The 12,165-nt window shown below is 67.4% G+C and carries 8 protein-coding genes and 1 pseudogene; 7 read left to right on the top strand and 2 right to left on the bottom strand.

What is annotated here, in order from left to right:
- Positions 1-6 precede the first annotated feature (6 nt).
- From ABD156_RS24145 to ABD156_RS24125, 5 genes are all read left to right on the top strand, one after another.
- Positions 7-2,337, top strand: a complete 2,331-nt coding sequence (locus ABD156_RS24145) for a xanthine dehydrogenase family protein molybdopterin-binding subunit (RefSeq protein WP_344277872.1) — start codon at positions 7-9, stop codon at positions 2,335-2,337.
- 10 nt (positions 2,338-2,347) lie between these two features.
- Positions 2,348-3,445 carry a TauD/TfdA family dioxygenase gene (locus tag ABD156_RS24140; protein ID WP_344277869.1) on the top strand — a complete coding sequence of 366 codons (1,098 nt, stop codon included), beginning with the start codon at positions 2,348-2,350 and terminating at the stop codon, positions 3,443-3,445.
- A gap of 97 nt (positions 3,446-3,542) precedes the next feature.
- A complete protein-coding gene (locus ABD156_RS24135) occupies positions 3,543-4,763 on the top strand; it encodes a cytochrome P450 (protein ID WP_344277866.1) in 1,221 nt (406 codons plus the stop codon).
- The gene (locus tag ABD156_RS24130) at positions 4,760-6,034 is read left to right on the top strand and encodes an FAD-dependent oxidoreductase (RefSeq protein WP_344277863.1); all 1,275 of its coding nucleotides are present in this window, start codon (positions 4,760-4,762) and stop codon (positions 6,032-6,034) included. Before ABD156_RS24135 ends, ABD156_RS24130 begins: the two co-directional genes overlap by 4 nt.
- A gap of 10 nt (positions 6,035-6,044) precedes the next feature.
- Entirely contained in the window at positions 6,045-6,899 is an 855-nt protein-coding gene (locus ABD156_RS24125) for an HpcH/HpaI aldolase family protein (RefSeq protein ID WP_344277860.1), read from the top strand.
- Between the two features lie 26 nt (positions 6,900-6,925).
- Here ABD156_RS24125 and ABD156_RS24120 read toward each other — a convergent pair whose 3' ends face one another.
- Complete coding sequence (locus ABD156_RS24120; protein WP_344277857.1) at positions 6,926-7,702, bottom strand: SDR family NAD(P)-dependent oxidoreductase; 777 nt, start codon at positions 7,700-7,702, stop codon at positions 6,926-6,928.
- A 283-nt stretch (positions 7,703-7,985) separates the two neighbouring features.
- Here ABD156_RS24120 and ABD156_RS24115 point away from each other — a divergent pair.
- Positions 7,986-8,794, top strand: a pseudogene (locus tag ABD156_RS24115) (transposase family protein).
- Positions 8,795-9,168: 374 nt separating this feature from the next.
- On the opposite strand, the gene ABD156_RS24110 reads toward ABD156_RS24115, so the two are convergent.
- Positions 9,169-10,722: an FAD-dependent monooxygenase gene (locus ABD156_RS24110; protein ID WP_344277853.1), complete on the bottom strand. Its 1,554-nt coding sequence runs from the start codon at positions 10,720-10,722 to the stop codon at positions 9,169-9,171.
- A gap of 59 nt (positions 10,723-10,781) precedes the next feature.
- On the opposite strand from ABD156_RS24110, the gene ABD156_RS24105 reads away from it, so the two are divergent.
- Complete coding sequence (locus ABD156_RS24105; RefSeq protein ID WP_344277850.1) at positions 10,782-11,204, top strand: MarR family winged helix-turn-helix transcriptional regulator; 423 nt, start codon at positions 10,782-10,784, stop codon at positions 11,202-11,204.
- Positions 11,205-12,165 lie beyond the last annotated feature (961 nt).

Genomic DNA, 12,165 nt, shown 5'->3' with positions numbered 1-12,165 from the left:
CCATCAATGGCTACCACCTACGTCGGGACCTCCCCGCCCCGCCGCGAAGACGACGGTCTGCTGACCGGCAGTGCGCGCTTTGTCGGAGACCTGAACCTTCCTGGCATGGCGTTCGCCGCGGTAGTGCGCAGCCCGATCGCACACGGCCGGCTGCTGAAATGCGACACGTCGGCCGCCGCAGCGTCGCCGGGAGTGCTGACCGTCCTCACCCCGGCGGAGGCGGCGGGCGCTCGGCTCCCGTGCGTGGCCCTGATGCCGGGCCAGGCATCCACCTCTTATCCGGTTCTGGACGAAGTCGTTCGTTATGTCGGGCAGCCGTTGGCCGTCGTGGTGGCGGAGAGCGAGGCCGAGGCGTTCGACGCCGTCGCGCTCGTCGCGCTGGATTTCGAACAGTTCCCCGCAGTCGTCGACGTCCGGGAAGCGCTGGAACCGGACAGTCCGCTGCTGCACCCCGATTGGGGAACGAATCTCGTCTCGGACTGCGAGATCGGGGATTCGGCCCGGGACTGCGACGAGATGATGGAAGCGGCCTTCGCGGTGGTCGACATGACCTTCCTGCTCGGCCGCGTCGCGCCCTGCCCGATGGAACCGCGCGGCGTCGTAGCCCGGTGGGAAAACGGCGAAGTGACGCTGTGGATATCCACCCAGGCCGCACACCAGGCTCGCGATCACCTGGCCGGTGCCGTCGGCCTCTCCCACCGGCAGGTCCGGGTGATCGCCCCGCGGGTCGGCGGAGCGTTCGGCGCGAAGGAACACCTCTATCCGGACGAGGTCGCGGTCTGCCTGGCCGCCCGGAAGCTGGCCCGGCCCGTGCGCTGGACGGAATCGCGCGGCGAACATTTTGTCGCCACCCTTGCGGCGCGCGACGTCGGGTACCACGGCCGGCTTGCCGTCGACAGGTCCGGAAGATTCTTGGCCCTCCACTGCGATATCGTCGGCAATCTGGGCGCGCATCCGTCCAACGTCGGCGGTTCGCCGTTGCTGGTGGGAGCGTCGGTGCTACCCGGCCCCTACCGGTTCGGCCGCGCGGGCGCGCGGGTTCGGGGCGTCGTCACGACGACCACGCCGACCGGCTCGTATCGCGGCTTCGGCCAGCCGGAAGCAAGCTGGGCCCGGGAGCGGCTGATCGACGAGGCGGCCCGGCTCCTGCACGCCGATCCGGTCGAGCTGCGGATTCAGAACATGGTGAAACCCGCGGACTTCCCGTACCGGAATCAGGCCGGGGAGGTCTACGACAGCGGCGACTACCCGCACGCCCTGCGGATGCTTCGCGACCGGGTGGCCGCGCGGGAAAGCAAAGACGACAACCGTCGGCGAGCGGTGGGATACGCCTGCCACGTGCTGTCCACCGGGATGGGGCCGTCCGAGTCTTTCAAGGACATCGGTTGGCAGGCCGGCGGTTTCGAAACCGCGATCGTGCGGATGGAGCCGGACGCTTCGGTCGTCGTCCACGTCGGCGTCAACGCGTTCGGACAGGGAATCGAGACGGCACTCGCCCAGATCGCCGCGGACGAGCTGAGCGTTCCCCTCAGCCGGGTGCAGGTGAAAATGGGCGACACCGACACCGCGCCCTATTCCTCGATCGGCAGCATCGCGAGCAGATCGGCGGTGCTGGCCGGCGGAGCTCTCATCCAGGCCGCGGCGAAGCTTCGCGCCAAGATGATCGCGATTGCCGCGCACCAGCTCGAAGCGTGCCCCGAGGACTTCGAATTCCGCGACGAGAAGGTGCAGGTCCGCGGGGATCGCTCTTCGTGCCTGAGTTTCGCGAAGATCGCGTCAGACGCTTGGCGCGGATGGGATCTGCCGCCGGGCGCCGGTCCCGGCCTCGAGGAGCGGGTGACGTTCGACCCGGCAGGCTACACCTTCTCGTACGGGGCGCACGCCGCCGCCGTCGCCATCGATCCGGACACCGGAGTCATCGACCTCGAGGGGTATTGGATTGTCAATGATTCCGGTTCGGTCATCAACCCCGCCATTGTGGAGGGCCAGCTGCGCGGCGGGGCCGTCCAGGGAATCGGGATGACGCTCACCGAGAACTTTCCGTACGACGGCTCCGGCCAGCCGTTGACCACGCAGTTGTCGCTCTACGGCGTTTCCGGAATCAGAACTATTCCGGATATCGATGTCACCATGCTGACCATTCCGTGCCCTTTCACCCCGGGCGGGATGAAAGGTGTCGGAGAGGCGGGCATCATCAGCGCGCCCGCGGCGGTGGGGAACGCCGTCGCGGCGGCCCTGCCCGAGGTGGCCGGGCAGATCACCGACGCACCGATCCGGCCGAGCACGCTCTGGGCGCTGCTGGATCGCCAATCCGCCAATTCCGCTTCTGACCGGTAGGGAGAGCTCCGTGGACTCGCGTCACATACTCGTAGACGGCCACCCGTTCAGCACAGTCTGGCTGCGCGACAACTGCCTGTGCCCCTCCTGCCGGCATCCGGAGAATTTCTCCAAAGTGGTGGACATCAGCGAACTGCCCGGGCCGCCGATCGCCGAAAGCGTGCTCCTTGACGAAGACACCCTCGTTGTCGAATGGGGAAATCCGGCACGACACCGCAGTTCGTACCCGGTCGCGTGGTTGCTCGAACACAGCTACGGCGAGCTGCCCGCGCCCGCCGAGTCCGCTCGCCGCACCTGGAACAGCGCCGACTGGGCGGCCGATCCGCCCGTCAGTTTCGACATCCGCGAGTGCAGCGCCGACGGCGGGCCTTGGGCCGAGCATCTGCTCAAGTACGGCTTCGCTTTCTTCGACGGCATGACCGAATCCGAACTCGACAGGTTCGTGACCGCCATCGGCCCGGTGCAGCACACCGAATTCGGCCGCTTCATCACGGTCAAGGCCAATCCCGAGGTGAAAGACCTGACCACGACCGGCCACGGACTTGCCCCGCACACGGATTTTTCCACTTATCTGCACATGCCGCCGCTTCTGCAGTTCATGCTCTTCATCGAGAACTCCGCCGAGGGCGGCGACTCGATTTTCGTCGACGGATTCAAAGTTGCCGAGGACCTCCGCAAGGAACACCCGGACAAGTTCGCCCTGCTGGCCGCCACGCCGGTAAATTTCCAGCAGGTCTACACCGACTGGCGATACTTTCTGAAGAGGACCCGACCTATTATCGAGGTCGCTCCGGACGACGAAGTATCCGGCCTTTTCTTCGCCCATTCGCACACCGCGGCCTGGCAGCTTCCAGCAGACGAAGCAGATGCCTTCTACGAGGCGTACAACACCCTCTTCGGCTACCTGAAGAGCCCCGGCTACCAGCTGCGCATCCGCATGGAGGCCGGGCAGTGCATCGCACTCCAGAACGGCCGGATGCTGCACGGCCGGACCGCCTACGACCCCGCATCCGGCCCGCGCGAACTTCTCGACGCCTTCGTCCCCTGGGAGTACTTCGAAGCCCGAATGAGATTTCATTCGCACCGAAAATGGTACCCCGCCACCTGAGGCCGCACCGCCCGGTCGCGCAATCGGCACGAAACGACACACTTTCCCACAGCACGTCCCGCGAAAAGACGAGGTGGCTGACTTGCATACTGATTCGATGACGGCCAGCGGACGAGAGTTCGCGTTCGACCCCAATGATCCGGAATTCGACGTGGACCCCAATCCGACCTGGGACCACCTCCGCGAAAACGACCCAGTGCACTGGTGGCCGGCCGCGCACGGCTGGGTTGTCACCCGATACGACGATGTGGTGACCGTGCTCACCGACCGGCGCTTCAGCACCGAGCTGAGCCACTATCCGAAAATGCCCCTGGACCTGCCGGACGACCTGCTCGCGAGTCATCGCCTGCTCGCGCGGCACGGGCTGTTCTGGGTGCCGCTGGCCGATCACCGGCGAATCCGGAGCGTCCTCGCTCCGCTGTTCACCGCCGGTGCGGTGGAAGCGTACCGGCCGCTCGTCGAAACCGTCGCCGACGACGTGCTGTCCCCGCTGGAGGGCAGCGCCCGCCTCGACCTCGCCGCACAGGTTACGACCGGCCTGCCACTGGAAATGACCATGAATCTGCTCGGCATGCCGCGCCGCCGGCACACCGAGTTCCGGCTTTTCGGCGGTGCCATCGTCGATCTGTTTTACCCCGGCATCAGCCAGGTCGCCGTCGAGGAGAAAGCCGCCCACATGCCGAGGGGGCTGGCGCTGCTGGACGAACTGCTGGACGAGCGCCAGGCCGCACCGGGCGACGACCTCCTGAGCCGCATGCTGCACGCACAGCACAACGGCGAGACGCTCACTCGCGACGAGGTGCGCAGCATGGTCGCGCTCCTGATGTCGACCGCCTCCGAACCGGTCGGGCACCTGATCAACGTCGCGATGGTGAACCTCCTGAGGCATCCCGAAGCGATGGCGGAGGTTCGCGCCGACGCCTCGCTCATCCCGGCCGCAGTCGACGAGGCATACCGGTACGACGGGTTCGGCAAGTTGAACCTTCCGCGCTTCCCGCTGGAGGACGTAGAACTCAGCGGCGTCCGCATCGGTAAAGGACAGCAAGTCTTCGGCGTGTTCGCCAGCGCGAGCCGGGACGAGCGGGCGTTCCCCGACGCGGCGGTGTTCGACATCCACCGGGACAACCGCAAGAGCCTGCTGTTCGGAGACGGCCCGCACGTGTGCCTCGGCCGGTGGCTGAGCAAGGTGGTGGTGGAGACGATGATCGAGAAGCTCGTCACCCGCTTCCCGGCCATGCGGCTCTCCGGCGAACCGGTCTACACCCAGAACACGTTCTTCCGGAAGATGGTTTCCGTTCCGGTCGAGGTCGGGCGGTGACCATATACAGCACGCCCGGTTCGGCCGATCGGTTCCCGGCCCGCGCGATCGTCGTCGGCGGCGGGCCGGTCGGCTGCCTGGCCGCGGCGATGCTCGCCAGGCACGGCTTCGAGGTGGACGTCTGCGAACGGCGGCCGAGCTTCCTCCAGCACGGTTTCGGCGACGAAGGCCGCACCATCAATCTGTCCGTCTCGCCACGAGGCATGCGGGCACTCGCCAAAGTCGGCTGCCGCCAGGACTTCGCCGACGCCGCGATGCCGATGGACCGACGGGTGGTGCACACCCGCGACCGGCAGGTGCTGATCACCCGATACGAGCAGCCCGGCTGGCGAAACCACTCGATCGCCCGCAACGAACTGAACCTTCTGCTGTTGCGGAACGCGCAGCGGCGACCGGGAGTGCGAGTGCATTTCAGCACCGCCTGCGCGTCGATCGACTTCGACCGCCGCGAGGCGGTCTTCGCCACCAGCGCGGGCGAACAGGTCCGGCCCTACCACCTCCTGGTCGCCGCGGACGGCGCGCATTCGCAGGTCCGCGCCGCGATGCTGGACAGTGGTCTGCTCACCTGCCAGCAGACCACCTTGGACGCTAGGTACCGCGAGCTGACCCTCCGGCCGGCCGAGCCCGGCCGGCTGAGCCGCAGCGCCATCCACGTATGGCCGAGGGAAGGCTTTTTCCTGTGCGCTCTGCCAAATGTGGACGGCACGTTCCGGGCCACCCTGGTGCTGCCCGCCGAGGGGCAGGCCAGCTTCGAGGAGATCCGCCGGACCGGGCTGCGTAACCTGGTCCGCAGGCACTTCGGCGACACTGTCCCCGACATCGACTGGCACACCGCGCAATCGCGCGACGCTCCGCCCGCCCGGATGGAGCAGATCCTGTCCAGCACCTTGCATTACCGCAACTCCGTCGTGCTCGCGGGCGACGCCGCGCATACGATGGCGCCGTTCCTCGGGCAAGGCATCAACGCCGGTTTCGAGGACCTCATCACGCTCGACAACGTCCTCGCCCGTGCGCACCCGGGCGGGCTCGGAGCAGCGCTGTCCGAGTACAGCCGAGAACGCAAGGCGCAGGGCGACGCGGCCGCAATGCTGAGCATGACGAACTACCGTGAGCTGACCGCGCAGACCGGCGACGGCCGGCCGCCCGCGCCGGTCTCCGGACTGCCCCTCCCCATCGTCATAAACTTCCTGGGGCTCTCCTACCAGGAGGTCCTCCGGCAGCACTTGACGATCGACGGCCTCGTACCCAGCAGCATCGCGACCGGCAGCTAAGGAAGACAGCATGCGTCCCAACCACACTCTGGCCCGCCTCCGGAACGGCCGTCTCGCTGTAGGCACCTGGCTGCAGCTGCACAGCGTCCACGCGGCTCGGCTGCTGGTCGCCCAAGGATGCTTCGACTGGATGCTGGTCGATTTCGAGCACACTCCGGTCGACCACACGACCGCCGCGCACATCTTCTCCGCCATCGCCGATTTCAGCGGCGGGCGCACCACCCCGCTGGCCCGGGTCGCGACCGGCTCGGTCGACCAGATCAAGCAGGCGCTCGACGCGGGCTGCCAGGGCATCATCGCGCCGATGATCAATACCGCGGAGGAGGCCGCCGCAGTGGTGCGCTGGTCCCGGTTTCCGCCGGAGGGAGACCGCGGTGCGGGCGGGCTGGCACCACACCTCTCCTTCGGCGTCAGCCGGCCCGCCTATCTGGCCGAAGCCAACCGCGAGACCCTGGTGGGGATCCAGATCGAAACCGCCGAGGGGGTGGAGAACATCAAGAGCATCCTGGACGTCCCCGGAATCGACCTGATCTTCGTCGGCCCCAACGACTTGCACCTGTCGCTGGGCCTTCCGGCGATGTTCTGGAGCGGGCACGACCGGTTCCGCTCCGCTGTCGCGACGGTAACCGACGCGTGCGCGCAAGCCGGTATGCCGACCGGTATCTTGTGCCGGGACGCCACCGGGGTAAAAGATCGCGCGTCGGACGGCTTCACCTTTATCGGGATGGGCAGCGACGCACACTTCATGCTGACCTTCGCCGGGGAGCAGTACGGCGAACTCCACGGCATCGAAGAACCGCCTGAGACCTGGTGCAACGCGATCATCCCGCCGACCGACCGCGATTCCGCGCGCGACGCCGGATGAATGTCCAAATTTCCCCCAAGTGCGGATTAGGGGGTCGTCACGGAAACCAGAGAAAGTTCGGAAACACTGCCGTCGATGCCTACCCGGACACCACCGACAGTATCCTGAAGAACTTGCACAATAAAGCTTGCCGCTTGCTCGACAGTGGTCAGCTTTTCGCGCGGCGTCGCCGCTTTCACGGCGCGGACGTATTCCTCCGCTTCGGCCGGATTCATCACCTGGTCCAGGCCGCGAGTTCCCGGGACGAATCCCAAGGCGACATCGGCGGCTCGCACGCCCGGGTAAGCGAGCGACACCTCCGCCAGTTGCCGGGTGAGGTCGCGCTTTCCGGACACATAGGCGCGGAAGACCGGCGGAACGACGTCGTATGGGAATTGGGTGAAGAGCGTGTTGGTGACCAGCAGGACACCGCCCTCCGCCAACAAGTCCGCGGCGCGCGAAACCACTTCGATCGCGCCGCGGGTTTGCGCCTGCTGGTCATCCGGGTCCTTGACCGGAGACCCGGCGTTCGCGACGAAGCAGTCCAGCGGGCCCGAGCCGAGTTTCCGGAAAAAGCCGTCGACGGAATCCCGGTCGTTCAGGTCGAGCTGGATTGCCCGGCAGTGCAGCTGTTTCGCGGCAGCGCTCAGCCTTTGCTTGTCCCGGCCGGTGATGACGAGACGGACGCCAGCGGCCCGAAGCTCCTGGGCAACCATGAAACCAATCCCGGAACTGCCGCCTGTGACGACCGCAGTGCGAATTTTTTTCATTCCAGCCATGATCGCACCGTCCTTGTCATTCGCCAACCGGATGTCCCGAATCACGCCACGTATTCGATGTGACTGACAGTGTATGACACGAGCTTCCCGATGCATAGGAACGTTTCCCACTCACGCCCCGAACGAGACCCGTCCCGGGCCGCCCTTCGAGCGGGAGGCTCATTGAGGTGATCTCACCAACGGAGATTCCTGCGCTGAAGGCCTGACGTCTTCGCGGGAGCACTCGGCCGCACGCGACGATGAACTGCGGAGACCCAGGAGCGGAAGGACTGGGAGTCCTGGTAGGACTGGATTTGCGAAGATCAAGTCCGGACCAGGAAAGCTCCCCGTGATCACCTATCGTGCCACACTGGACGTGCCCCGCGAACTGGCCCAGTACCTCGGGCGCCTGCTCCACGCCGACCGCCGCGAGCGTGGCACCCTCGCAAGGGCAGCAGGGCGCTGACCTGGTACTGGCATGCGGTGTTCACCTTGTGCTGGTTCCGGGAGAATCGCGACATCACGGCGCTGGCGCGCGATCACGGCATATCCCGTGCCACCGGCTACCGCTGCCTCGTCCAGGTCATCGCCGTGCTCGCAGATCAGGCCCCGGACCTGCACGAGGCACTACGACAAGCCCAGCAGGACGGCCTGGCCCACGTCATTCTCGACGGCAAGATCTTCTCCGCCGACCGCCTTGCCGAAAAGACCACCAGCGTCAAAGGCAAGCAGATCGACCTATGGTACTCCGGCAAAGCACACGAGCACGGCGGCAACATTCAAGCCCTGCTGGCCCCGAACGGTTTCCCCTTGTGGGTCAGCGACACCGAGCCCGGCTCGATACACGACCTAACCGCAGCCCGCGAACATGTCCTCGGCGCCCTGTACTGGGCCTACTCCCAACTCGACCTGCCCACCCCGGCCGACGGCGGCTACGACGGAGCCGGCATCGGGGTGTTCACACCGGTCAAACAGCCCGCCGACGGCCAGGTGCTCGATGCGGACAACCGCACCTACAACGCCTTGTTCCGCGGCCTGCGCTGCCTCGGCGAACGCGGCTTCGCCCTGCTCACCAGACGCTGGCGCGCCCTGCAGCACTTCACCACCAGCCCCCACAAGATCGGCCACATCGTCAAAGCCGCACTCGCACTCACGTGAAACTCGTTGAGATAACGTCAATGAGCGCGGAAGGCAGTCCGGTGGCAGCGCCGAACAACGCGCCGACGAATCCTGCCCGCGACCAGCCAGGATAATGACTGCCCTGCGCATTCCATCGGCGTGGAACGCACTCTTGAGTTGTGCCCGCACCCTTCTTTCCAGGCGCGAAGAGCCGCGCACCGAGGGTTCGCGACCTCGTCCGGCGTGGCGAAAGAGACTCCGCGCTGCCTCATCTGCCCGGTGATCGGCTGGGACAACGGTTCGATCCGGCGGGTTCCTGGTCGCGCCGCCCGTCCTGCTGCACGGCTGAGGATCCCGGTTCGCGGTGTCGGCGGAAAGTTCTCCGCCGGCCGCCGGCACCGCGGGCGGCTGGTTCAGCCGAGCACCGCGGCCGCCGCCCCGAGGGCAGTCCGGTCCGTGCCCGTCCACGGGCTCATGGCCTCAGCCAGCGCGTCGGTGTCCACCCGCTCGCCTGCCGGGTGCGCCCACGCGACGTACCCGTCCGGCCGGACGAAAACCGCATCGAAAGCGGGAACGTCACCGAACACCGGCAGGTGCACCTGCCCGCCGGTCTGGTCGAGTTCGAGCTGGGCCGCGATCCTCCTGATTCGGTCCGTCTCCCGGCCGGCGGGCACGACCAGCCCGACCGCGCCGAAGTCGATCAGCAGTGGACGCGCGTCGCGCAGCAGGCCGAAGACGTCCGCCGGACCGTCTCCCTCGGCAAGGGCGATATTCGGCATCCGCCTGCCGACGAGGGGATGGCTCTCCCCCAGCGGATAGCGCAGGTCGAGCCCGCTGAGAATCCCGCTGAGCCGCAGGCACACCTCCGGCACGGCGAGAAGACCGGCGATCACCCCGCGCAGCGCGTCATTCTGGCTTCCCGGCTTGATGAGCGCGGTCTGCGCCTTCGCGAGCTGCAGTACGGCCGCGCCGATCGGATGGCGCTCCCGGTGATACGTGCCGAGCAGTTCCGCGGGTGCGCCCCGCAGGACCGCGGCGAGCTTCCAGCCGAGGTTCACCGCGTCCTGGATCCCGAGGTTCAGCCCCTGGCCGCCGATCGGCGAATGCGTGTGCGCGGCGTCGCCAGCGAGGAACACCCGGCCGCTGCGATATTCGTCGGCCTGCCGGCATCCGTCCGAGAACCGAGACATCCAGCGCGCTTCCCGCAGGCCGTAGTCGGTGCCGATGCCGTCGATCATGGTCTCGCGAAGCTCGTCCAGGGTGACCGGAGCGCGCCGGTCGGCCGGCGGCGTCGCCCGCATCATGCTCAGCCGGAACCATCCCGGCTCGGCCCGGGAGACCTGGTAGGTGCCGACCCGTTCGTTCCGGCCGAACACTCCCCCGCCGGACGGCGGCGAATCCAGCCGGACATCCCCCACCACCCAGCACGAGACCGGATCGTCTCCGGGGAACGGAATCCCGCAGATCTTCCGGACCGTGCTGCGCCCGCCGTCGCATCCGACCAGATAGCGTGCCCGGACCGTCGTGTTCCCAGACGGCCCCTCTACGAGCACCTCGACGCCGTCGTCGTCCTGGCGAAGGTCAACGACGCTCGTCGACCAGAGGAAGCGGACCCCCAGCTCCGTCGCCCGTTCGGCGAGGATTCGCTCGGTCTGGTGCTGCGGCAGGATCAGCGCGGCCGGCCAGCCCGGATCGATCTCGTGCGGAGCCATCGGCAGGCCGGAGAACAGCACCCCCGGCAAGGATTTGCCCAGGCTGCGGAACTTGTCGGCCAGCCCCCGCTGAGCGAACATCTCAACGCTGCGCGCGTTGATGCCTGGCGCGCGGGATTCGCCGGCCGTACCGGCCGACCGCCGTTCCGCCACGAGGACGTCGATGCCGCCGAGCCGGAGTTCGCACGCCAGCATAAGCCCGGCGGGCCCGGCCCCCGCGACGACGACTTGAGCTGTTGACACTGACTGGTTCATTTCCATAGGATCCAATGTAACAACACATAGGATGCCATGTAAACAAGGAGACGACTTCCGTGCAGACCGCCAGCCTGGCCCAGCTGATCAACCGGGCATCCCGTGCCCTCGCCCGCGACGGTGATGCCGCGCTCCGGCCGCTCGGCCTTCGCTACGCCCAGGTCCCCGTGCTCGCTTCGCTCAGCGAAGGAGCCGAACTGACCCAGAAAGAGCTGACCGAGGCGGCCGGAATCGACCAGTCGTCGATGGCGCAACTGCTCGCCCGGATGCTCCGCGACGGACTGATCCGCCGTGCGCCGCATCCCCGCGACGCCCGCAGCCACACGGTCGTCCTGACCGAGGAGAGCGCCTCGCACACTGCTGAGGCGCACCGGCAACTGGCAGAACTCGAGGAGCGAGCGGTCGCCGGGTTCACACCTGAAGAGATCTCATCCTTCAAATCCCTGCTGGCGCGAGTCAACGACAATCTCGAGAAGTCCTGATTCTCGGGCCAAGCCGCGCCCGTTCGGACACGCCGGCCCGGCGCTTCCGACCACGGGCCCTGCCGAACTCCGCAATCGGAATTCTGCGCATACCAGTCGATGTCATGCGGCTTCCTTGCCTGAATTCGCATGATCTGCGGTGTGATGCGGCGCTGCCCGACGCCGCCGAGGGCGACCAGACCCCGTTGTCCGATCACGAGGGACTGCACGACATCTACCGTTCGTGGTGCACCATCGCCGATTCCTATCCCGGGCACAAGATCCTGGTCGGGGAAATGCGGCTGCCGGACCCGTACCCGCGCGGCGCGGTACCTCCGCCGGGACGAGCTGCACGCGGCGTTCAATCTCGATTTCCTGGTGTGCCCGTGGGATTCGGGCCGGTTCCGCGAGGTAGCCGCCCGCGCTGCGCGCGGTCACCAGGAAGTCGGCGCGCCAGCCACCTGGTTCCTGTCACCCCACGACGTGACCCGTCACGGCCGCCGAGGACACCGGCTTCTCCTTCGCCGAGCGGCGCACGACGTGCCGGTGGACCGGGAACTCGGCACCCGCCGGGCCCGCGCGGCCGCCCTGCTCACCCCTTCCCTGCCCGGCGGGGTCTGCCTATGCCAGGGCGACGAACTGGGCCTCTGGGAAGTCTAGGGACCTACCCGACGAACTCCGGCAGGATCCGGTCTTCGCCCGCACACGCGGCGCCGATCCGGGCCGCGACGGCTGCCGGGTGCCGATGCCGCGGTCGGGTTCGGCGTGGGCCGGCCGTGGCTGTCGCGACGACAGAGTGGCCGGCGCTGACCGCCGACGACGTAGCCGCCGACCCGGGATCGCTGTTGATTCTCTACCGGAGGGGCCTGGCACTGCGATTCTCCCTCGGCGCGGCGGAAATCTCGTGGCTCGACGCCGGGCCGGACGTGCTCGCATTCCGCCCGGGAGCCGGGGGTTGCCCTTCCTCCTCAACTTTTCTTCG

It is taken from the genome of Amycolatopsis albidoflavus (genome assembly GCF_039525725.1).
GTDB classification, from domain to species: Bacteria; Actinomycetota; Actinomycetes; order Mycobacteriales; family Pseudonocardiaceae; genus Amycolatopsis; species Amycolatopsis albidoflava.
Note: the sequence above shows the minus strand (reverse complement) of the source record. Positions and strands in the feature narration are given on the sequence as shown.

Excerpts from the sequence above, each read along its gene's own strand:
- ABD156_RS24145 (WP_344277872.1), top strand. The coding sequence starts at position 7 with ATGGCTACCACCTACGTCGGGACCTCCCCGCCCCGCCGCGAAGACGAC.
- ABD156_RS24135 (WP_344277866.1), top strand. The coding sequence starts at position 3,543 with ATGACGGCCAGCGGACGAGAGTTCGCGTTCGACCCCAATGATCCGGAA.
- ABD156_RS24125 (WP_344277860.1), top strand. The coding sequence starts at position 6,045 with ATGCGTCCCAACCACACTCTGGCCCGCCTCCGGAACGGCCGTCTCGCT.
- ABD156_RS24110 (WP_344277853.1), bottom strand. The coding sequence starts at position 10,722 with ATGAACCAGTCAGTGTCAACAGCTCAAGTCGTCGTCGCGGGGGCCGGG.